The organism is Bacteroides sp. RCH18, assembly GCF_058231005.1.
Genome location: NZ_JBIPTC010000002.1, coordinates 306,586 through 328,740, shown reverse-complemented (window position 1 = coordinate 328,740; position 22,155 = coordinate 306,586). Strand labels below are relative to the sequence as shown.

The 22,155-nt window shown below is 45.6% G+C and carries 18 protein-coding genes; 8 read left to right on the top strand and 10 right to left on the bottom strand.

Features of this window, described 5'->3' with window-relative positions; all coding sequences use genetic code 11:
* Positions 1–43: 43 nt before the first annotated feature.
* The 6 genes from ACHLI0_RS16530 to rhaB form a co-directional block, all read right to left on the bottom strand.
* Positions 44–943 (bottom strand): AraC family transcriptional regulator, encoded by a 900-nt coding sequence (locus ACHLI0_RS16530; RefSeq protein WP_008762705.1) that lies wholly within the window; start codon positions 941–943, stop codon positions 44–46.
* A 141-nt stretch (positions 944–1,084) separates the two neighbouring features.
* Positions 1,085–2,239, bottom strand: a complete 1,155-nt coding sequence (fucO, locus tag ACHLI0_RS16525; RefSeq protein WP_008762704.1) for a lactaldehyde reductase — start codon at positions 2,237–2,239, stop codon at positions 1,085–1,087.
* A gap of 95 nt (positions 2,240–2,334) precedes the next feature.
* Positions 2,335–3,144, bottom strand: a complete 810-nt coding sequence (gene rhaD, locus ACHLI0_RS16520) for a rhamnulose-1-phosphate aldolase (RefSeq protein WP_008766960.1) — start codon at positions 3,142–3,144, stop codon at positions 2,335–2,337.
* 12 nt (positions 3,145–3,156) lie between these two features.
* Positions 3,157–4,176, bottom strand: a complete 1,020-nt coding sequence (gene rhaT, locus ACHLI0_RS16515) for an L-rhamnose/proton symporter RhaT (protein WP_008762702.1) — start codon at positions 4,174–4,176, stop codon at positions 3,157–3,159.
* A 3-nt stretch (positions 4,177–4,179) separates the two neighbouring features.
* Positions 4,180–5,436, bottom strand: a complete 1,257-nt coding sequence (locus ACHLI0_RS16510) for an L-rhamnose isomerase (RefSeq protein ID WP_010536410.1) — start codon at positions 5,434–5,436, stop codon at positions 4,180–4,182.
* A gap of 59 nt (positions 5,437–5,495) precedes the next feature.
* Entirely contained in the window at positions 5,496–6,953 is a 1,458-nt protein-coding gene (gene rhaB / locus ACHLI0_RS16505; protein WP_490749706.1) for a rhamnulokinase, read from the bottom strand.
* A gap of 233 nt (positions 6,954–7,186) precedes the next feature.
* On the opposite strand from rhaB, the gene ACHLI0_RS16500 reads away from it, so the two are divergent.
* The 8 genes from ACHLI0_RS16500 (at position 7,187) to ACHLI0_RS16465 (ending at position 14,752) form a co-directional block, all read left to right on the top strand.
* On the top strand, positions 7,187–7,660 hold the full coding sequence (locus ACHLI0_RS16500; protein WP_008762699.1) for an arginine repressor: 474 nt from the start codon (positions 7,187–7,189) through the stop codon (positions 7,658–7,660).
* A gap of 25 nt (positions 7,661–7,685) precedes the next feature.
* A complete protein-coding gene (locus ACHLI0_RS16495) occupies positions 7,686–8,264 on the top strand; it encodes a GNAT family N-acetyltransferase (protein ID WP_008762698.1) in 579 nt (192 codons plus the stop codon).
* 13 nt (positions 8,265–8,277) lie between these two features.
* Positions 8,278–9,486: an argininosuccinate synthase gene (locus tag ACHLI0_RS16490; RefSeq protein ID WP_008762697.1), complete on the top strand. Its 1,209-nt coding sequence runs from the start codon at positions 8,278–8,280 to the stop codon at positions 9,484–9,486.
* Entirely contained in the window at positions 9,483–10,451 is a 969-nt protein-coding gene (argC, locus tag ACHLI0_RS16485; RefSeq protein WP_008762696.1) for an N-acetyl-gamma-glutamyl-phosphate reductase, read from the top strand. The genes ACHLI0_RS16490 and argC overlap by 4 nt, the downstream gene beginning before the upstream one ends.
* Positions 10,452–10,464: 13 nt before the next feature.
* Positions 10,465–11,586 (top strand): aspartate aminotransferase family protein, encoded by a 1,122-nt coding sequence (locus ACHLI0_RS16480; RefSeq protein WP_008762695.1) that lies wholly within the window; start codon positions 10,465–10,467, stop codon positions 11,584–11,586.
* Positions 11,587–11,721: 135 nt separating this feature from the next.
* Entirely contained in the window at positions 11,722–12,495 is a 774-nt protein-coding gene (gene proC, locus ACHLI0_RS16475) for a pyrroline-5-carboxylate reductase (protein WP_016269833.1), read from the top strand.
* A gap of 39 nt (positions 12,496–12,534) precedes the next feature.
* Positions 12,535–13,089 (top strand): helix-turn-helix domain-containing protein, encoded by a 555-nt coding sequence (locus tag ACHLI0_RS16470; protein WP_054959341.1) that lies wholly within the window; start codon positions 12,535–12,537, stop codon positions 13,087–13,089.
* A gap of 7 nt (positions 13,090–13,096) precedes the next feature.
* Positions 13,097–14,752 (top strand): AMP-binding protein, encoded by a 1,656-nt coding sequence (locus ACHLI0_RS16465; RefSeq protein WP_008762692.1) that lies wholly within the window; start codon positions 13,097–13,099, stop codon positions 14,750–14,752.
* A gap of 114 nt (positions 14,753–14,866) precedes the next feature.
* On the opposite strand, the gene ACHLI0_RS16460 is transcribed toward ACHLI0_RS16465, so the two are convergent.
* The 4 genes from ACHLI0_RS16460 to ACHLI0_RS16445 are packed head-to-tail and all read right to left on the bottom strand — an operon-like array spanning position 14,867 to position 22,047.
* Complete coding sequence (locus tag ACHLI0_RS16460) at positions 14,867–16,057, bottom strand: BT_3987 domain-containing protein (protein ID WP_048698560.1); 1,191 nt, start codon at positions 16,055–16,057, stop codon at positions 14,867–14,869.
* 29 nt (positions 16,058–16,086) lie between these two features.
* Positions 16,087–17,190: a glycoside hydrolase family 18 gene (locus ACHLI0_RS16455; RefSeq protein ID WP_055220380.1), complete on the bottom strand. Its 1,104-nt coding sequence runs from the start codon at positions 17,188–17,190 to the stop codon at positions 16,087–16,089.
* Between the two features lie 23 nt (positions 17,191–17,213).
* Positions 17,214–18,779 carry a SusD/RagB family nutrient-binding outer membrane lipoprotein gene (locus ACHLI0_RS16450; RefSeq protein WP_490749705.1) on the bottom strand — a complete coding sequence of 522 codons (1,566 nt, stop codon included), beginning with the start codon at positions 18,777–18,779 and terminating at the stop codon, positions 17,214–17,216.
* A 13-nt stretch (positions 18,780–18,792) separates the two neighbouring features.
* Positions 18,793–22,047 (bottom strand): SusC/RagA family TonB-linked outer membrane protein, encoded by a 3,255-nt coding sequence (locus ACHLI0_RS16445; RefSeq protein WP_490749704.1) that lies wholly within the window; start codon positions 22,045–22,047, stop codon positions 18,793–18,795.
* Positions 22,048–22,155 lie beyond the last annotated feature (108 nt).

Genomic DNA, 22,155 nt, shown 5'->3' with positions numbered 1-22,155 from the left:
GGTTAAATCACATCGAGGAGATTAACAATAAATAACTTTATGTTTATTCTTCCCGACCGAACGAGCGGTATTCAAGCGGAGTAAGCCCGGTACGTTTTTTGAAAAAGGAGAAAAAATATTCGGTAGACTGGAAGCCCAGAAAAAAAGAAATTTCTTTTACTGACTGGGAAGTTCCCACCAACATTTGCTTGGCTTTACGAAGTTTCAGTTCCTGAAAATATTTGGCGGGTGCATAGCCGGTATATTCCTTAAAAACCCTGCGGAACCATGAGTAACTGATATTCAGTCTCATCGCCAGTTCCTCCGGATCAATATTGCCGGATACATTTTCATTCATAAGTATCTTTGCCTGCTCGATCTTCTGATCGACATCACTCATCTCGAAGACTTTATTCTTGGAAATTGAAAGAATCATACCGATCATATGAAGCACGATTCCGGAAAGGTATTGCTGGGCAGATATTTTATCCGCTTCTGCCACTTCCAAAGCGCGGGAAAACAAAGATACCAGTTCTTCATTGATGCCGACTTCCAATATCTGTCTTTCCTGGGAAAGAAAGGCATCGCCCACAATCGTATCAATCGCCGGACCTTCAAAACCAATGTAATATTCCGTCCATCCGGTCTGCCGCAATGGATAATAAGTATGCCACTGTCCGGGAAACAATACCATCAGCCGACCTTTACAAACTTGTCTTTCAGGAGTAGAATCGGAAGAAAACAAACCGCGCCCTTTTGTAATATAGACCAATTGATATTCCCGCAAGACTCTTCCTTTTTCGGCATTGAAATAGTAACCGGACGGATGCTCCTTCAGCGGATAAGGAGAATCGGGAGGGATAGACTGATAGCCGACCGTATTCACCCACAGACCGAATTTGCGGTCCATGTCATTAACTATCAAGTATTTAAATTCTAATCCCAGATTATTATCCTCAGTCATACAGGCGTGTTTTCATACAATTGAATTGAACAAAAGTAGGAATTATTTTCAAAAAACACACGCTAAACAGTAAAAAAACATCCGGAGCACCTGTTCAGATCCTCCGGATGCTTATAAAAAACAAACCTTATACAATTAAAATCAGAATGCTTTCCGATATAATACTTCAATTTCCGCTACTGACGTAGGACGCGGATTACCACCTGTACAAACGTCATTGAATGCAGCCACCGCCAATGCCGGAATATCCTCTTCCTTCACATTGATTTCATGCAATTTCTGTGGGATACCGATACTCAGAGAAAGCGCTTTCACTGCCTCGATAGCCGCCTTCACACCTTCAGCTTCTGTCATACCGTCTGTATTGACGCCCATCGCCTTGGCAATATGGATATATTTCGGAGCAGCCGGAGACTCTGCATTGTACTCCATAACATAAGGTAACAACAGCGCATTGGCAACGCCGTGAGGAGTATCATAGAAAGCGCCCAACGGGTGAGCCATGGAATGTACGATTCCCAAACCTACATTGGAGAATCCCATACCGGCAATATATTGAGCTTGCGACATTGCTTCGCGGGCAACTGTGTCTTTACCGTTATCTACCGCTGCTTTCAAGTTCTGAGCAATCATTTCAATGGCTTTCAGTTCAAACATATCGCTCATTGCCCATGCGCCCGGAGTAATATAACTTTCGATGGCGTGAGTCAACGCATCCATACCTGTAGCGGCAGTCAGTCCTTTCGGCATGGAATACATCAGTTCCGGATCTACAATAGCTACAGCAGGGATATCGTTCGGGTCTACACATACCATTTTCTTGCGTGCATCTTCGTCGATAATCACATAATTGATAGTCACTTCAGCAGCAGTTCCGGCAGTGGTAGGCAATGCAAAGGTAGGAACAGCCTTATGTTTGGTATCAGCCACACCTTCCAGAGATTTCACATCGGCAAAATCCGGGTTATTCACAACAATACCGATTCCCTTTGCCGTATCGATAGAAGAACCGCCACCCAAAGCTACGATAAAGTCTGCACCGGAAGCCTTATAGGCAGCCACACCATTCTGCACATTAGCAATGGTAGGGTTAGCCTTTACATCACTATAAAGTTCATACGGAATATGATTGTCATCAAATACTTTAATGATTTCGGCTGCAACACCAAATTTGATAAGGTCTTTATCTGTTACGAAAAAGGCTTTCTTAAAGCCACGTCTGGCTGCTTCCACAGCAATTACACTCCGGCATCCTGCACCGAAATAAGAGGTCTCATTCAGAATAATGCGATTCATAGTTGTGTCATAATTTTAAAGTTACCGCAACATTCTCCATTGGTAGAAAATGCTGCGGTCGCTAAAGTAGATAAATTCAGTGATTAATACAAGTATTATTTAGGAAGATTGAAAGCAACGGACATTTCTTTCATTTGTTCCTGACTCATACCATCCGGTTCGAAGCCCATATTCTTTGCAGCAATATAGATCAACGCCGACTTATTCAGCACGTCAATCTGGTCAAAAGCCTGCATGGCATCGCAGTCTACGGCAAAAACACCGTGTTTTTCCCACATGACTACATCGTAGTCCTGCAATTCCTTGATAGTAGCTTCCGCCAGTTCTACCGAGCTAGGCAATTTATAAGGAATGATACCCAGACCTCTCGGACAGAATGCCTTCGTTTCGGGAATCATACTCCATAACAGATTGGTTGCCACATCTTTCTGAAGGAACTTCTCGCAATGAGTCATGGCAATCAGTTCGATCGGGTGAGTATGGACAGATGCTTTATAAGGAGAATTCTTGCTCAGCAAATCATTGTGTACGCTCAGGTGGGAAGGCAGTTCCGAAGTCGGCGCCACCGCTTCGTCGGCAATGATTACATAGCTGGCGCAATCATCCAGAATGCGGATCACCGAACCATTTTCCATCGGCCAGCGAGCCAGATCACGCATACGTTTGTTGGTTCCTTTGCAATAAAAGTAACATCCTTTCAGATAAGGCAATGTAACGCCAATGGATTTTACTTCGCTAATCGGTTCCATCCGACGGATTTCATCGTCTACAAACTCTGTGATATTTACGGTGATATTACCACCGTTACGTTCAGCCCATCCTTTTTGCCACAAGTATCCGGCAACTTCAGCTACCTTGTTTACTTCTTTGGCAAGTGCCGGACGATTTTCTAAAATTGATTTCATATCTATTTATTATTAAAACAAGTTCGGGAATACCAACGAGAAGATCAAGACTACCAAACCACAGATCAATACTGTGATTGTTTTGGCAGATACTCCTTTCCACTCTTTCAGGATGATTCCCCATACATTACTAAAGGTTACGTTCAGCGCCATCAGGATACACCATGAGAAAGCCAGCAACACCGGACTTTCCGTGAGGAAGCTCTTACCCATCTCCAGTCCGAAGAACTGCATGTACCACAGTACACCGGCCAACGCACAGAAGACGAGATTGTTACCCCATACCTTTCCTTTGGCATAGTCACCGACAGACTTATTAGCTATATTCTGCTGCAGGCAGTAAGCGGCATTTGTCATGAATCCGCCTAAAGTCACAAGGAAGATAACAGGAAGACCTGCATAAAGTCCATCCACGCCACCTGCCAAAGCAGCTTCCTTGATAGGAGTTCCGGCATCCAGTCCCAAAGCAAAGCAGGCACTCATCACACCCGCAAGAAGTGCTACCAGCAAACCTTTTGTCAATGCAAAGTCTTTTACGGCAGCCCGTTTTTCTTCTTCGCTCATATTCTGTGCACGCAAGCCACCGGCATAACCAATGATAGCAATACCCGCCAGCGTAATACAAACTCCTAGAAGAAGAATCAGTCCGTTACCTTCGAACAGATTGGTTCCGGCGAAGATGGCAGGAAAAAGAGTTCCGAATCCGGCACAAGTACCCAATGCGATACTCTGTCCGAGCGCAACACCCAGGTAACGCATGGAGAGTCCGAAAGTCAATCCGCCTATTCCCCATAATACACCATAAAAGATGCTCATCCCAGCACCTCCGGCTCCCCACAGGTCGAACAAACTGCCTCCTGCGGGTATCCCCAGCAGTGATCCCAGGAACGGGAACACTAGCCAGGCAAACACACCTTGTACCAACCAGAAGCTTTCCCAGCTCCATTCCTTCACCTTTTTAATAGGTACATAGGAACTGGACTGGCAAAAGCTACCGATGGCTATAATCAACAAGCCTATTAGAATATCCATCACTTATCGTTTAGAAGTTACTTCCGCTTCGTACTTTTCGATTTCCGCAATGAAATCTTCGCCTACCGGAACGTTGTTCTTCAAGCAGAACATATCCCATACTGCATTCCATGGAAGCGCTTTCTCTTCTTCGAGCAGAGCCAGACGCTGGAATCCCTGTCCGTTAGCTTCGTATTCACGCAGCTTGGCAATCGGTTCGAGCAAAGCACGTGTCATACATTTCTGAGCAGCACGGCTACCGATAACGTAAGCACCGATACGGTTGATAGAAGCATCGAAATAGTCGAGACCGTAGTGTACGCGTTCCAATGCACCGCAACGAACAATTTCACTGAACAGTTCCATTGTAGGATCATCCATAATAGTTACGTGGTCGGAATCCCAACGAACCGGACGGCTTACGTGCAACATCAATTCGGGCACATAAAGCAAAAGAGAAGATACTTTGTCGGCAACACTTTCAGTCGGATGGAAGTGACCGGTATCCAAAGTCACCATCTTGTTACGGGATGCACCATAACCAATGTAGAAGTCATTGGAACCTACTGTATAGCTTTCCAGACCGATACCGAATACTTTTGATTCAATACAGTCTTTCATGTTTTTATATTCAGTAGCAAATATCTGATCCAGAGAATCTTTCAACAATGCACGATATTTCATGCGGTTTACAGTGATATCCTTGCTTCCGTCATGTACCCAAAGATTCATGATACACGGGTCACCCTGCGCTTTACCCATTTCTTCGGCAACGGCACGACAACGTTTGGTGTGCTCAATCCAAAACTGACGGATGCCCTCATCCGGATTAGACAGTGACAAATCACCAGATTTCGGATGTGAGAATGAAGTAGAGTTGAAATCGAGTTTCATGTTATGCTCCTTACCCCATTCAATCCAGCTCTTAAAATGTTCAGGCTCTACCTGATCGCGGTCTACCACTTTACCTTGAAAATCCCCATAGATTTCGTGCAGGTTCAGACGGTGTGTACCCGGAATATAAGAAGCGGCTTTCAGAATGTCGGCACGCAGTTCATCAATATTGCGAGCTTTGCCCGGATAATTACCGGTTGCCTGAATACCTCCGCTCAGTGCACCTGCCTGCACTTCAAAACCTGTTACATCATCAGCCTGCCAGCAATGAAGTGACAAGTGGAAGTCCTGCATGGTTTTCAGTACTTTTTCAGTATCTACACCTACTGCTGCATAGCGTTCAACAGCAATCTCATACGCTTTCTGAATCATTTCTTCTTTTTTCATGATATTCTATTATTAAAAGTTAATATTATTCTGTCGGTTATTTCTTAATTCTCCGGAATTTATCGAACACAGTTTTTAAAATGGATATAAGCCGCATCCCAGGCTGCCATATCCTGTGGGTGATAAGTCTTCAACGGAATTGAACAGCTTATCAACTGACGCATACCGGCAACATCCGTCGCCTCTCCCACCGTCATTGCCTGAATCATGACATTACCGATAGCTGTTGCCTCAGACGGTCCTGCCACAACCGGAATACCGATAGCATTAGCAGTAAACTGATTCAACAAGTCATTACGGCTACCGCCACCGATCACATGCAGAGTTTCGATAGGACGAGGAGAAAGCGCACGCAAGTTCTCCAACACCTGACGGTAACGCAAAGCCAGACTCTCAAAGATACAACGTACTATTTGTCCACGTTGCTCAGGAACCGGCTGCCCAGTAATCCGGCAATATTCACGAATGGCCTGTTCCATATCCGCAGGATTTGCAAAACAGTCGTCATCCGGATTGATTAAACTACGGAATGGTTCACACGAATCCGCTTCGGTAATTAATTCCGGATAGCTTGTATCTCCCCAATTCAGACGACAACGTTCCAGCAACCACATTCCACAAATATTCTTCAAAAGGCGAATTGTGCCTTCTACGCCACCTTCATTCGTAAAGTTCAAAGCCTCTGTTTCAGCTGTAATCACCGGTGCATCTGTTTCCACCCCCATCAGCGACCAAGTACCGCTACTCAAATATGCAAAATTACGATCAAGTGCGGGAACAGCTGCTACAGCAGATCCGGTATCATGTCCGGCCACCGCAATCACAGGAATTGCCCCCAATCCTGTTATCTTTTGCACTTCTTCAGTCAATGTTCCTATCTTCTCACCCGGGAAGACAAAACGACCGAAATTCTCTTCTTTCAGTCCGACTGCTTTCAGCAACTCCGGTTCCAGACGTTGCGTATGTGCATTCACTAATTGGGCAGTGGAAGCAATGGTATATTCAGTTACCATCTTCCCGGTCAGCATATAGCTCAACGCATCCGGCATAAACAGAACTTTGTCTGCTGCCTCCAATGCACTGTCATGATTGCGACGCAAAGTATCTAATTGGAAAAGTGAATTAAAATTCATTACCTGAATACCAGTTTTACCATATACCTCGCTACGAGAGATACGAGAGAAAAAGGTTTCCGGTGCTCCTACCGTATGCGGATCACGATATGCATAAGGCTGGCGAAGCAAGTTTCCGTCTTTTCCAAGGAGGACGAAATCTACTCCCCATGTATCTATACCGATAGAGGCAATAGATTCGCCACGGTGAGCTACCAATTTCAATCCGTCGATAATGTGACGGTATAATGCATAAATATCCCAATAGAAATGTCCACCCACCTCGATCAAGTGGTTAGGAAAACGATTAATCTCCTCCAGATTTAATCCGCCTTCAATAAAAGAGCCTAAGATTGTACGGCCGCTTGTTGCGCCCAGGTCGACTGCAAAAAAGTTCTGTTTCATGGTATTTTGTCTATATATTTAAGGTATCCATTTACCTACATTGCAAAGATAGGCGCTTCCTTCCTCCTTTTCCTTACGCATTTTGATAGAAAGGATGTGCATTTTGACACAAATCTGCATAGCCAAACCTTACATCAGTATAAATTTTACTTTTTATGCAAAAAAAGCATGATTTATGCATGTTTTCTCCGAAATAATGCATAATTTTGCGCCATTCTTAGAATAATTATACAATGAAGAAGAAAGCAAATCGGTTAGACGCCATCAAAATGATTATCTCAAGCAAGGAGGTAGGCTCGCAGGAAGAACTGCTGCAAGAGCTGAACCGTGAAGGCTTCGAACTGACACAAGCCACCCTCTCCCGCGACTTAAAACAACTGAAAGTAGCCAAAGCTGCAAGTATGAACGGTAAGTATGTATATGTATTGCCGAATAACATCATGTATAAACGTTCCACTGACCAGAGTGCCGGTGAGATGTTGCGCAACAATGGATTTATCTCCCTACAGTTTTCCGGCAATATAGCTGTTATCCGTACCCGTCCCGGTTACGCCAGCAGCATGGCTTATGATATCGACAACAATGAGTTCAGCGAGATTCTGGGAACCATTGCCGGCGACGATACCATCATGCTGGTTCTGCGTGAAGGAGTAGCCACAAGCAAAGTACGTCAGCTTTTGTCGCTCATCATTCCGAATATCGAATAACTATACCTATATTATATATAAAGAAATGGACACTCAACAAATAGATGTTATGGTAGCCGACGCCTCACATGAGGTTTACGTTGACACTATTTTGGAAACTATCAGAAATGCTGCTGCCGTACGAGGAACCGGAATCGCAGAGCGCACACACGAATACGTAGCGACTAAAATGAAAGAGGGCAAAGCAATAATCGCGCTCTGTGGCGACACATTCGCAGGTTTCACCTATATCGAATCATGGGGAAACAAGCAATACGTAGCAACCTCCGGTCTGATTGTACATCCCGATTTTCGCGGATTAGGATTGGCAAAGCGCATCAAACAAGCATCTTTCCAACTGGCACGTCTCCGATGGCCGAAAGCTAAGATTTTCAGTCTGACATCCGGAGCCGCAGTGATGAAAATGAACACCGAACTAGGATATGTCCCCGTCACTTTCAATGAACTGACAGACGACGAGGCTTTCTGGAAAGGATGCGAAGGCTGCACCAACCACGATATACTGGTAGCTAAAAACCGTAAGTTCTGCATCTGCACAGCCATGCTGTACGATCCGACAGACCCACGGAACATAAAAAAAGAACAAGAAAGAAATAACATTTAATATATACAGCACTATGGAAGAAAAGAAGAAAAAAGTAGTGGTGGCATTCAGCGGCGGACTGGACACATCGTTCACCGTCATGTACCTCGCTAAAGAAAAAGGTTACGAAGTATATGCAGCTTGTGCCAATACAGGCGGTTTCAGCGAAGAACAGCTGAAGACAAACGAAGAAAACGCCTACAAACTGGGAGCAGTGAAATATGTAACATTGGACGTTACTCAGGAATACTACGAAAAGAGTCTGAAATATATGGTTTTCGGAAATGTGCTGCGTAATGGTACTTACCCGATCTCTGTCAGCTCGGAACGTATCTTCCAGGCATTGGCCATCGCACGTTATGCCAACGAAATCGGTGCGGATGCCATTGCCCACGGTTCTACCGGAGCAGGTAACGACCAGATTCGTTTTGACATGACTTTCCTTGTACTGGCTCCGAATGTAGAAATCATCACGCTGACCCGTGATATGGCATTAAGCCGTCAGGAAGAAATCGACTATCTGAACAAACATGGTTTCAGTGCAGACTTTACCAAGCTGAAATACTCTTATAACGTAGGTTTGTGGGGTACATCCATCTGTGGTGGCGAAATCCTCGACTCCGCACAGGGATTACCGGAAACAGCCTACCTGAAACATGTGGAAAAAGAAGGCAGCGAACAACTCCGTCTCACTTTCGAAAAGGGAGAACTGAAAGCTGTCAATGACGAAACATTCGATGATCCGATCCAAGCTATCCAAAAGGTAGAAGAGATCGGTGCCGCATACGGTATCGGACGTGATATGCACGTGGGCGATACCATCATCGGCATCAAAGGCCGTGTGGGTTTCGAGGCTGCCGCTCCGATGTTGATTATCGGTGCTCACCGCTTCCTCGAAAAATACACATTGAGCAAATGGCAGCAATACTGGAAAGATCAGGTGGCCAACTGGTACGGAATGTTCCTCCACGAAAGCCAGTATCTCGAACCGGTGATGCGTGACATCGAAGCCATGCTTCAGGAAAGCCAGCGTAACGTTAACGGTACGGCAATCCTCGAGCTCCGCCCGCTTTCTTTCTCTACCGTCGGTGTAGAATCGGAAGACGACCTCGTGAAAACGAAGTTCGGCGAATATGGTGAAATGCAGAAAGGCTGGACAGCCGAAGATGCTAAGGGCTTTATTAAGGTAACTTCTACTCCGCTGCGTGTTTACTACAATAACCATAAAGACGAAGAGATATGATTAAAGCAGGAATCATTGGTGGCGCAGGATATACAGCAGGCGAATTAATCCGTCTGCTGCTCAACCATCCGGAAACTGAAATCGTATTCATCAACAGCAGCAGTAATGCCGGAAACCGAATCACCGACGTACACGAAGGACTATACGGAGAAACCGACCTGAGATTTACCGACCAGTTACCTCTGGACGCAATAGATGTACTATTCTTCTGTACCGCCCACGGTGACACGAAGAAATTCATGGAAAGCCACAACGTGCCGGAAGATTTGAAAATCATCGACCTCTCGATGGATTATCGCATCAAGAGTGACGATCATGACTTCATCTACGGTCTGCCGGAACTGAACCGTCGTGCTACCTGTACGGCGAAGCACGTAGCCAACCCCGGTTGTTTTGCTACCTGCATCCAGTTAGGTTTGCTTCCGCTAGCCAAGAATCTGATGTTGACAGGCGATGTTTCGGTCAATGCCATCACCGGAAGTACCGGTGCCGGCGTGAAGCCCGGTGCTACCAGTCATTTCAGTTGGCGTAACAATAACATCAGTATATACAAGGCCTTCGATCATCAGCACGTGCCGGAAATCAAGCAATCACTGAAGCAGTTGCAGAACAGCTTCGATTCAGAGATCGACTTTATTCCTTATCGGGGAGATTTCCCGCGCGGCATCTTTGCCACTCTTGTCGTAAAAACGAAAGTTGCACTCGAAGAAATCGTTCGCATGTATGAGGAATATTATGCAAAAGACTCCTTCGTGCATATTGTAGATAAGAATATAGACTTGAAACAAGTCGTAAATACCAATAAATGTCTGATACATCTGGAGAAACATGGTGACAAATTACTGATTATCTCCTGTATCGACAACTTGCTGAAGGGTGCCAGCGGACAAGCAGTTCATAACATGAACCTGATGTTCAACCTGGAAGAAACCGTAGGATTACGGCTGAAACCTTCCGCTTTCTAAAAACAGAAGAATTATGAAATTATTCGACGTATATCCTTTATATGACATCAATATAGTCAAAGGACAAGGCTGTAAGGTATGGGATGAAAACGGTACGGAATATCTGGACCTCTACGGAGGCCATGCCGTCATCTCCATCGGACACGCGCATCCCCACTATGTGGAGATGATCAGCAATCAGGTAGCAACCCTTGGTTTCTATTCAAACTCGGTGATCAATAAGCTGCAGCAACAAGTAGCCGAACGATTGGGAAAGATTTCCGGTTATGAAGACTACTCGCTGTTTCTGATCAACAGCGGAGCCGAAGCCAATGAAAACGCACTGAAGCTGGCTTCTTTCTATAACGGACGCACCAAAGTCATTTCTTTCAGCAAAGCCTTCCACGGACGTACATCCCTTGCAGTGGAGGCTACGAACAACCCCACCATCATTGCTCCGATCAACAACAACGGTCATGTGACCTATCTCCCTCTGAATGACATCGAAGCGATGAAGCAGGAACTGGCGAAAGGTGACGTATGCGCTGTTATCATCGAAGGAATACAAGGAGTGGGCGGTATCAAAATACCGACTACTGAATTTATGCAGGAACTTCGCAAGGTTTGTACCGAAACCGGAACGATTCTGATTCTGGACGAAATCCAGAGTGGATACGGCCGTAGCGGAAAATTCTTTGCCCATCAATACAACCATATCCAGCCGGACATCATCACCGTAGCCAAAGGCATCGGAAACGGATTCCCGATGGCAGGTGTACTGATCAGCCCGATGTTCAAGCCCGTCTACGGACAACTGGGAACTACATTCGGCGGAAATCACCTGGCCTGCTCGGCAGCCCTTGCCGTAATGGACGTCATCGAACAGGACAATCTGGTAGAAAATGCAAAAGCAGTCGGCGACTACCTGCTGGAAGAACTCAAGAAATTCCCGCAAATCAAAGAAGTGCGCGGACGCGGACTGATGATCGGACTCGAATTTGAAGAACCGATCAAGGAATTGCGCAGCCGCCTCATCTACGACGAACACGTATTTACGGGAGCCAGCGGGACGAATGTACTCCGCTTATTGCCCCCTCTCTGCCTCAGCATGGAGGAAGCGGACGAGTTCCTTGCCCGTTTCAAAAGAGTACTCTAACTGATATTTGATTAATAAACAGCGAACAAAAAAGCAGCCTCGAACAGAAAAACAGTTCTTATTCAGGCTGCTTTTTGTTTTTTCGCAATTTACCGTTACCTTTGTCTGTAAGAATACATTAAAAAAGAAGCGCATATGAAAATAGCTATTATCGGTGCAGGAAACATGGGTGGTTCTATAGCCCGCGGCCTGGCAAAAGGAAGTCTGATAGCAGACTCAGATATCATTGTATCCAACCCCAGCGCAGGCAAACTGGAGAAACTGAAAGAAGAATTTCCGGGCATTTCCACCACTCTGAGCAATACGGAAGCGGCAACGGGAGCAGATGTTGTCATTCTCGCCGTGAAGCCCTGGTTTGTGGAGTCCGTCATGCGCGAGCTGAAGCTGAAGAGCAAACAGACGCTCGTATCCGTAGCGGCTGGTATCAGTTTTGAAGAACTCGCACACTTTGTGATAGCACCGGAGATGCCGATGTTCCGCCTGATTCCGAACACCGCCATCAGCGAACTGGAAAGTATGACGCTTATCGCGGCACGCAACACGAACGATGAACAGAACCAGTTTATGCTCCGCCTGTTCAACGAAATGGGAATGGCCATGCTCATCCCCGAAGATAAGATAGCCGCCACCACGGCACTGACTTCCTGCGGCATCGCTTACGTATTGAAATACATCCAGGCAGCCATGCAGGCCGGCATCGAAATGGGCATCCGTCCCAAAGATGCGATGGAAATGGTGGCCCAGTCCGTCAAGGGAGCCGCCGCATTAATTCTGAACAATGACACCCACCCCAGCGTGGAAATCGACAAAGTGACTACTCCGGGCGGAATTACGATCAAGGGAATCAACGAACTGGAACACAACGGATTTACCTCTGCCGTCATCAAAGCGATGAAAGCATCCAAATAATACCGCAAAATTATTAATAATCAAAAAACAACCACTTGTATGAATGACCAAATTAAACAGATCGCAGAACGCCTTCGCGGATTACGTGACGTACTGGAACTAACGTCTGAAGATATCGCCCGCGACTGCGACATATCAGCCGAAGAATACCGGCTCGCAGAGACAGGACAATACGACATTTCCGTTAGTATGCTACAAAAGATAGCCCGTACCTACAATATCGCACTGGATGCTTTGATGTTTGGCGAAGAGCCGAAAATGAGCAGCTACTTCGTGACCCGTGCCGGCAAAGGAGTCAGCATCGAACGTACCAGAGCTTACAAATACCAGTCACTGGCGTCGGGCTTCATGAACCGCACCGCCGATCCTTTCATCGTCACAGTCGAACCGAAGGGAGACGATGAGCCGATCCATTATAACCACCACAACGGACAGGAATTCAACCTGGTGGTTGAAGGCCGTATGCTTATCAACATCGAGGGCAAGGAAATCATCCTGAACCAAGGAGACAGTATTTATTTTAATTCAAAACTTCCACATGGCATGAAAGCGCTCGATGGCAAAACGGTACGTTTTCTGGCCGTAATTATGTAATAACGTTATGGTAGAAAGATTTTTAGCACAGACTAGCTTTGCCTCACAAGAGGATTTCATCAAGAACCTGAAAATAAACGTACCGGAGAATTTCAACTTCGGCTACGATGTAGTAGACGCCTGGGCTGCCGAACAACCCGACAAGAACGCTCTGCTCTGGACCAATGACCAGGGCGAAAGCCGTCAGTTCTCCTTTGCCGATATGAAACGCTATACGGACATGACGGCCTCTTACTTCCAGAGCCTCGGCATCGGTCGCGGAGACATGGTGATGCTGATTCTGAAGCGCCGCTATGAGTTCTGGTACAGCACCATCGCCCTGCATAAGCTGGGAGCAACGGTGATCCCCGCCACTCACCTGCTGACAAAGAAAGATATCATCTATCGCTGCAACGCTGCCGACATCAAAATGATTGTGGCTGCCGGCGAGGGAATCATACTGCAACACATCAAAGATGCTCTTCCTGAGTGTCCGAGCGTGGAAAAGCTGGTCAGTGTAGGTCCGGAAGTTCCGGAAGGATTCGAAGATTTCCATCAGGGAATCGATAACGCTGCCCCTTTCATCCGTCCGAGACATGCCAATACGAATGACGACATCTCACTGATGTACTTCACTTCCGGCACTACCGGCGAGCCTAAAATGGTAGCACATGACTTTACGTATCCGTTAGGCCATATCGTTACAGGTAGCTTCTGGCACAATCTGGACGAGAACAGCCTCCACCTCACCATCGCCGATACCGGCTGGGGAAAAGCCGTATGGGGAAAACTCTACGGACAATGGATTGCCGGAGCCAACATCTTCGTCTATGACCACGAAAAGTTCACGCCCGCAGCTATCCTGGAAAAGATACAGGAGTATCAGGTGACTTCCCTTTGCGCACCTCCAACCATCTTCCGCTTTCTGATTCATGAAGACCTGACTAAATATGACTTGTCTTCACTGCGGTACTGTACCATTGCCGGAGAAGCGCTGAACCCTGCCGTATTCGAAACGTTCAAGAAACTGACAGGCATCAAGCTGATGGAAGGTTTCGGACAGACGGAGACGACACTGACAGTTGCCACCATGCCTTGGATGGAACCGAAACCGGGAAGCATGGGACTGCCCAATCCGCAGTATGACGTAGACCTGATCGACAGTGAAGGTCGCTCCGTGGAAGCCGGAGAGCAAGGACAAATTGTGATCCGTACCAGCAAAGGCAAACCTCTCGGACTTTTCAAAGAGTACTATCGGGATGCGGAACGTACACACGAGGCTTGGCACGACGGCATTTACTACACAGGTGATGTGGCGTGGAAAGACGAAGACGGATACCTTTGGTTTGTAGGACGTGCAGACGACGTAATCAAGAGTTCCGGTTACCGTATCGGCCCGTTCGAAGTGGAAAGCGCTTTGATGACGCACCCTGCCGTCATAGAATGTGCCATCACCGGAGTACCCGATGAGATTCGCGGACAGGTAGTAAAAGCAACTATCGTATTGTCCAAAGACTATAAAGCACGTGCCGGAGAAGAACTGATCAAGGAATTGCAGAACCACGTCAAGAAGGTGACTGCTCCTTATAAATATCCGCGTGTGATCGAGTTCGTTGACGAACTGCCCAAGACTATCAGCGGCAAGATTCGTCGCGTGGAGATTCGCGAGAATGATGAGAAATAAGGCATAAAACCCATTTATCAAAAAGCCGGCTGTAATCCTTTGCAGCCGGCTTTTCTTTTCACTATCTGTAAGTATCGGATTCTCTAATCAATTAATAAAGCTCCGACCATCCGCTTAATCATTAGGATGATAGAAATTGTATTGTTCACTCCATGCAGGAGTTCCGGCAAGCGTTATATCATTACCGTTCGGACTATTATCCTTCAATACATTTCCTTCTCCTTCATCACACTTCCAATACCCAATCAAACCATCCGACTCTCCGGATATCTGGCGTGACATTCCTTCCTGAATGGCGTTCTCTGTCAGACATTTGCTCCAAAGACGAATCTGGGCAAGTTCCACCTGCATTCTCCAGCCAAAACTCTGCGCCAAAGTGATATTATTGAATGTGAAGTCTCTTGAATCTGCTTTACTATTATTCAATGTACCATCTTTATAGAGGGAGATAGTAGATCCGTCATAAGTGTAAGCAATATGATACCATGTATCCGGATACCAAAATTCTTCACTATCAAAATAGTTACCATCCAACTGGCACTGCAAACAAGGCGCAATCTTCTTTGCTCCATCCGCCCAATAACGCAGTAAGATGCCATTGAAAGAGATAGGAGCCGAATTGTCTGCGAAAATATTTCGTCTGAAAGCGATATTGGCAGGACCAACCCAATCTCCGGTCGGTTTGCCCGTTGTATTGTCGAACTTGATCCAGTACTCTATAGTCCACTGAGTGACAGGAATTTCGTTTTTAAAGTTCAGACTGGTTTTATTTGCTGATTTTAAAACCACCGCTTTCTGCTTATTAGGAGAAGTAAGCAGATAAAGAATATGGTTTGCGTTACCAACAAGTCCTATCGGTCCGGTTACGGAAGTGATCCGTACCGGAATCGCATAAGCCTCGTTATTGGGGGTGGTAAACGGCTTTATAGTAAGATTAATGACTGGTGCAGACACTTCGCCTGCGGGGATTGTAACTGTGCGATCAAAACTTCTAAACTCTTCCGGCAGAAGTTCATAAGTTGCTTCATGCTGTTGGTTATACTCATCAATGAGCTGCTGGTCGATGTCCAGTGTTACAGTCACATCCTGATTAATAGCACGGACCAGACGAACAGTCAATGTCTTTATCACATCTCCCTCGTCCACCAATTGTGCCTCTATCTGCTGACCAAACGTATTGGAAGGAGCCGCTTCCGCAATATATACTCCATTATCGATGGTTGACAGTTTTGCATCGTTGCATCCGGTGACAACAGCCAAAGCCGCCCCCAGCACAACATATCTTGAAAATTTAATCATCTTCATAATTATCCTTTTTAGTTATGTTCTTGCAATTAATGATTAGCGGGATTCAGAACCTGAATAACCTCACGCATAAAGAAATAGTCATTTACCGGACGGCAAAGATTGAAACGGTAAGCCCCCACTCCGCCAAGACGTGCATTCACTCCCGGACGATAATACATCGCCATTCCTTTCAATGAATAAGTCACTACACCGTCCCGAGTGGTAAATTCCGGTCCTCCGTCGCCTTTATGCTTTTCAAAGTCCTCACACCAGATTGTTTTGCTCAGTATTGTCGCCTCATCTTCTTCTGAACCAAATGTTTTCAAGAGTTTATCAAAGCGATCATCCAATGAGTTACTGTATCCTTTGTCAGCAGTACAATAATATGCCTGAACAACATAATAATCCAATAAGGGACCCGATTCCGGTTTTAGCGTTTGAGGTTCTCCATCTACCATTAGTATACGTCCTGTTCCAGATTTCGGACCCAGCTCCTTTGATAATTCATCCAGAAAGATATGCATACGATCTGAATAACTGCTCAAATTACCACTATTCCCATAATTCGGTTCAAAGTCAATATCAAATCCGTCATAATCGTATTTATTGATTGAATCAGTAATCACTCGTGCATACTTACGAATAGCCTTTTCAATGCCTTCGGCAGAAGTATCGCCATAATCGCCATACCATCCCCAATAAGCAGCCATTGCCTCATCTTTAGATTTATACTCCACTCCATCCACTATATAGTCATTCTCTACTTCTGCGGGTGTATGGCCTCCACCTATATTCGTGATAATCCGACAATATAACACTCTGAGCCCTTTTTTCTCTCTCACTTCCTTAAGATCACTTTTTTGTGCTTCGGTCAGGTTGAAAGCTCCATCCCAAAGAGAAACGATATCCATTGAATCGGGGATACCTCTCAACTGGTTGTTCATATTCGTTCCGGTTCCGGTCCATTCACTGTACCAGCCAAAAACTATCGGATGATTGGATTTCTTATATTCTCTCAGTGCCTTATAATAGTCTTCACCATTGATATTCACCGGTTCGGTGAACTTCGGTTCCATTTCAGTCCAGTCGCTGCACTGTATAAACATCAGTGCACCCATTACTCCAAATATGATATATAATAATTTCTTCATATTGTCATTCCTAATTTAAGCTATTAATAAGTACCATTTTCTTTCATTGCCCACCAAAGATCAGTTCCATTAGAATCTTTTCCATTGCTAAGCATACTGACGGCCGCTTCCACATTCGCCTTATTGTTATTGTATTCACTTCGTGTAAAACGAAGACGGCGTTGTCCGCGCCCCGTATTACAATCGGCATTCATAGATTCAGTTGCCGGGAAGATTCTGGGATAGCCCGTGCGACGGAAATCTGCCCATCCGTTCATCGGGTCGGGATAACAGGCAATCCATTTCTGGGTAAGTACCCTTTCCAGTTTCTTCGCGTCATCAGCTCCATCCTCCCACTTGATCGTAATGGACGACTGGTTCGTATAATTGTTTCCGGTATGTCCGGCAATTAAATTATCCACATAATTTCCCGGTACAGATGTAGCGTCAGCCAAATAATCATCGGCACCCGATACTCCAAATTCCTCAAAAGACAATCGAACTCCCTTTTCATAGAAAGTCTTGGCATCTCCACCCATATTCCAGCCTTTCAGTGCTCCTTCCGCACGCAGGAAAGCAGCTTCGGCAGCGTACATTACCGGTTGTGGCAATGTTTTGTCGGTAGCGATAAAGAGTTTGCTATAGTTGGCGTATACCGTAGGTTCAGGTATTTCTGCCGAACCCGAACGGACACCTACATACCCACCGGCAGCAGTCTGAGTCTGCGGAGTAAAATAAGCAGGACGGCGAGGATCGTTATATCCGTTCATGTACGACACGAGGCAGGCATTGGCTCTTACTTCGGGCCATCCGCTGACAATAGCATATCCGTTTTCATTGATTCCGCCATTAGTCGTATCATAAGAACTGTCGCCCACACTTTCCATCACACCTCCAAGTACAGCTTCCTGAGCCTTGGTCTGAGCATATTCCGGTTCTACTCCCGAGATGCGGATAGCCATCCGAAGTTTCAGCGTATTGGCAAACTTCAGCCACTTCGAGCAGTCACCTTTATAGAACTGGTCTACCACAGCCAAATCTTGATTTACGCCGAACGTTGCCGCCGACTTCAGAATGGTGATCGCATTATCCAGATCGTCAAACATGGCATGCCATACAGTCTGCTCATTATCATAAGAGGCTTCCGTTTCGCCGGCCTTCATCTGTGTGTAAGGAATGGGACCTTGTAAAGACGCGAGCAGTTGCATACCATAAACACGGGTTAACTGAGCCATGGCATAAATGACACCTTTCTTTTCCGTAGAGTTCTCGACCAAAAAGAAAGAAGGATAGATATAGCCGTAGAGTCTTCCCCATGAGCTGTCATTGTGCCCTTCGGACGCATTATAATAAGCAAAGACATTCTTTCCAAAGCTCCAGTTAGCTGTCGCAGTCACTTGACCACTAAAGCTGGCCCACATACAGTTAATCTCCTGACAAGCATTCTGTTGCGGACAAGCATACACGTTAAACATCGTAGACAGTAAGTTACTTGCCGGTACTTTTGAAGGCTGATAAGGGTTGGTATTAAAATCGTCAAAATTAGTAGTACACCCCGCCATCATACATACGACTGCGCTTGCTCCGATATATTTTATTATCTTGTTCATACCTATTTATTATTTAAAACTGAAATTTAACATTGAATCCGAAATTTCTTGTACTCGGAAGCATATAGGCATCAAATCCCTGATAGAAGTTAGATGCAGCTGAAGTGGTCAGTTCCGGATCGAAAGGAGCCTTGCAATAAATCATCCATAAATTCTTTCCTACCAGCCCAACAGTCATTCCGACCTTATTGTCAAACCATTTTTTAGGCAATGTATAGCTAAGTGAAAGTTCGCCGAGTCGTACATTGGTAGCGCTATACGTGTAGTAAGCCGCAGTTCCCTGAATGGTCTGATAGTAAGTCTGTGCAGAGACTTTGCTCTGATTAATCTGCACGCCTCCTGCGTCACGTACGTCCGCGCTGACTTTGGAAACACCGGCAGCGTCAAGTACGGACTGTGTCTCGCTGATAACAATACCTCCGAAACGTCCGGTGAAAGTCATGCCAAGATTAACTCCCTTATAACCGAATCCTAAACTCCACCCCATATTCATCTTAGGCAGAATAGAACCTAAGTAGGTTTCTTTGTTCTCCATAGCCAGTCCGACACCTTCTTCATTAAGAATGTAGCCATTCAAGTCACGTTTGAGCAAGCGTTGTCCGTATACGTCTCCCATTGATCCTCCGACACGCAAAATCAGGCGGGCATCCGTATGTCCATAAGTAAGCGGAGACAGTTCCGGCATCTGGATAGGCTGTCCGGTGGCATAGTTGTACACACCGTCGGCCAAACGTTTTACCCGGTTCTTATTCCATGTCAATGTATAGTTCGTATTGAAAGAGAAATCTTTCCACTGCTTGTTATAACCCAATGACATTTCCAGACCTTCGTTCATGATGTTTCCACTTTGGATAGGAATATTAGAATATCCCGAAGAAAGCGACAAGTCCGCATAGAATGTCTGATTATAAGTATTGGAACGATAATAAGTCAAGTTAAGACTGATGTCATTGAGGATACGTGCGTCCAAACCTACTTCCCATGACTTGGTACGTTCCGGTTTCAGTTTCGTGTTCGGATAAGAAGAGGTGCTGGTCCAGCTCTGTGTCTGTTCATCGTAAGGGTAAGTAACGGTAGTCATGAAGCGGCCGTAAGAGTTACCTACCTCAGTGTACGAACCGCGAACTTTCAGGTATGTCAGCCAATCAGGAGCATTAAATATACTCGTCAGAATGGCGGAAAGTCCTATTGACGGGTAGAAGAAAGACTTGTAATCGGAGAAAGCCAGTCTTGAATCCCAGTCGTTACGTCCGGTAGCAGTCAGATAGATCATTGATTTCCAACCAATTTCCGCATTGGCAAAGATAGCGCGTGCCTGATCATGCCAGCCGGACTGTTTTGCTTTCCATGCTTTATTGAAATCGATATTGTGGACGGCAAAGAAATTGATAAGTTTCAATCCGCCTTCATATCCGATCATTTCATAACGGCTGTCACTCAGTGACACACCAAGGTTGACATTGACCGACCAGTCGTTAAAACTCTTATTCAGTGTAGCAATCGCATCCGCATACGTGTTCTTTGATTGTGTAGAGGTGTCACTGTACGTTCCACGGTCACCTGACACCAGTGTGCCGGTAGAAGCGTATGCCTTATAAGTACTACGATTATCATAATTATCTATTTTCACACGTCCTACTACATCCAACCAGTCGAACAACTGATATTTGAGGGAAGCGTTGATCATATAACGGGTCTTCTTATTCTCCCGCAACTGACGATTCTGTATCCAGTAGGGATTGGCAAGACCGCTTGAAGTACCACCATAAGGCCAGTATTGCTCCATCAGGTCCATACCGGAATTATAACGTTCGAACATACGTACATCATCGAAATTCTCACTACGAGGGAAACGGTAAAGTCCCGGCAGAGGATTATAGTAATAACCCTGCGACATCATATTCTTGTCATTCTGAAGAATATAACTGGCACCGGCATCGAGTGTCATCTTGTCTTTCAGGAAACTGGTCGTATTACGGACTGTGAAGTTATAGCGGTTGTATCCACTGTTGGGCAATATATTGGTGGTGTTGGTAGTAGAAGCCGACAAATACGCCTGATTCTTCTTGTTACCGGTTGACAAAGCAAATGAGTTAATGACATTCGCTCCGGTCTGGAAGAAGTCACGCGGATCGTAGTCACTGTTTACAATCGGTCCCCAGCTATCCAGGCTGTTGGGCAGGTTACCATATTTGCTCTGCATCTCAGGCATCATTGACACCTTCGAGAAAGTAGTATTATTGGAGACCGTGACAGAAGTCTTGTCCGCAGACCCCTTCTTGGTGGTTATCAGCACAACACCGGCAGCGGCAGCATTACCATACAGAGCTGCGGCAGAAGGTCCGGTCAGCATAGAGATAGATTCGATGTCTTCCGGGTTAATGTCGGCAGCGCCATCCGTACCCTGCTGGTCATAGATACCACCGCCACCTCCATTCATCATGTTATACATCGGTACACCGTCGATCACATAAAGCGCCAGATTGGAAGAAGTGATAGATTTGACACCACGCATCACGACACGCGAAGCACCTCCCGTGGTATTGGACGAATTAATATTAACACCAGCCACCTTACCATTCAGAGAAGAGATGAAGTTCGCATCTTTCACAGTAGTCAGTTCATCACCGCTCAGCTGCTGCACGTTGTATGACAATGCCTTCTCCGAGCGTTTGATACCCAATGCCGTCACTACCACCTCATTCAGTTCCTGCGTCGCATCTTCCAGCACCACATTGGCAACATTTCCTTTTACGGGTACTTCTTTTGACTGATAACCTACATAGGAAAATACAAGAACAGGATTCGCCGATGAAGTGGAAAGCTTATAGTTTCCATCCATATCGGTGATGGTTCCCTCACCGGAACTCTTCTCCCGGATAGAGACACCAATCAACGGCTCTCCATTCTTATCTTTTACCGTGCCGGCAATAAGTCTTTCTTTTCTCTGCTGTGCAACGTCTTTTTCTTTTGCAGCCAGTACTATTTTATTATCCAAGACTTTATATTCGATGCCCACACCTTTAAAGACTTGCTCCAGAACCTGGAATATATTCTTATTAGACACTGACACCGACACCTTGCGTTTCAAATCGAGATTCTTACTGTTTACAAAAAAGCCGAATCCGGACTCAAGTTCGATTTTGTGAAGCACTTCCTCTATGGTACAATCGTTTGCCTTCAATGTGATGGAAGTCTTTTGCGCATATCCATCGGACGCATATGCCAGTCCGAATGAGCAGACAATGAGTATAAATAGTAACTTCATAGATAGTGATATTTTCCTTGAAGACCGCCTAAGAAGGTTTAATCCTCCAAGAAATTGGACGATACAATAATTTTGCATAAATTTGTAACGAGTTTAATTAAAAAACTA

Excerpts from the sequence above, each read along its gene's own strand:
- argC (WP_008762696.1), top strand. The coding sequence starts at position 9,483 with ATGATTAAAGCAGGAATCATTGGTGGCGCAGGATATACAGCAGGCGAA.
- ACHLI0_RS16480 (WP_008762695.1), top strand. The coding sequence starts at position 10,465 with ATGAAATTATTCGACGTATATCCTTTATATGACATCAATATAGTCAAA.
- fucO (WP_008762704.1), bottom strand. The coding sequence starts at position 2,239 with ATGAATCGCATTATTCTGAATGAGACCTCTTATTTCGGTGCAGGATGC.
- ACHLI0_RS16510 (WP_010536410.1), bottom strand. The coding sequence starts at position 5,436 with ATGAAAAAAGAAGAAATGATTCAGAAAGCGTATGAGATTGCTGTTGAA.
- proC (WP_016269833.1), top strand. The coding sequence starts at position 11,722 with ATGAAAATAGCTATTATCGGTGCAGGAAACATGGGTGGTTCTATAGCC.
- rhaB (WP_490749706.1), bottom strand. The coding sequence starts at position 6,953 with ATGAAACAGAACTTTTTTGCAGTCGACCTGGGCGCAACAAGCGGCCGT.
- ACHLI0_RS16490 (WP_008762697.1), top strand. The coding sequence starts at position 8,278 with ATGGAAGAAAAGAAGAAAAAAGTAGTGGTGGCATTCAGCGGCGGACTG.
- ACHLI0_RS16530 (WP_008762705.1), bottom strand. The coding sequence starts at position 943 with ATGACTGAGGATAATAATCTGGGATTAGAATTTAAATACTTGATAGTT.
- ACHLI0_RS16450 (WP_490749705.1), bottom strand. The coding sequence starts at position 18,779 with ATGAACAAGATAATAAAATATATCGGAGCAAGCGCAGTCGTATGTATG.
- ACHLI0_RS16455 (WP_055220380.1), bottom strand. The coding sequence starts at position 17,190 with ATGAAGAAATTATTATATATCATATTTGGAGTAATGGGTGCACTGATG.
- rhaT (WP_008762702.1), bottom strand. The coding sequence starts at position 4,176 with ATGGATATTCTAATAGGCTTGTTGATTATAGCCATCGGTAGCTTTTGC.
- ACHLI0_RS16460 (WP_048698560.1), bottom strand. The coding sequence starts at position 16,057 with ATGAAGATGATTAAATTTTCAAGATATGTTGTGCTGGGGGCGGCTTTG.
- ACHLI0_RS16445 (WP_490749704.1), bottom strand. The coding sequence starts at position 22,047 with ATGAAGTTACTATTTATACTCATTGTCTGCTCATTCGGACTGGCATAT.
- ACHLI0_RS16470 (WP_054959341.1), top strand. The coding sequence starts at position 12,535 with ATGAATGACCAAATTAAACAGATCGCAGAACGCCTTCGCGGATTACGT.
- ACHLI0_RS16495 (WP_008762698.1), top strand. The coding sequence starts at position 7,686 with ATGGACACTCAACAAATAGATGTTATGGTAGCCGACGCCTCACATGAG.
- ACHLI0_RS16500 (WP_008762699.1), top strand. The coding sequence starts at position 7,187 with ATGAAGAAGAAAGCAAATCGGTTAGACGCCATCAAAATGATTATCTCA.
- rhaD (WP_008766960.1), bottom strand. The coding sequence starts at position 3,144 with ATGAAATCAATTTTAGAAAATCGTCCGGCACTTGCCAAAGAAGTAAAC.
- ACHLI0_RS16465 (WP_008762692.1), top strand. The coding sequence starts at position 13,097 with ATGGTAGAAAGATTTTTAGCACAGACTAGCTTTGCCTCACAAGAGGAT.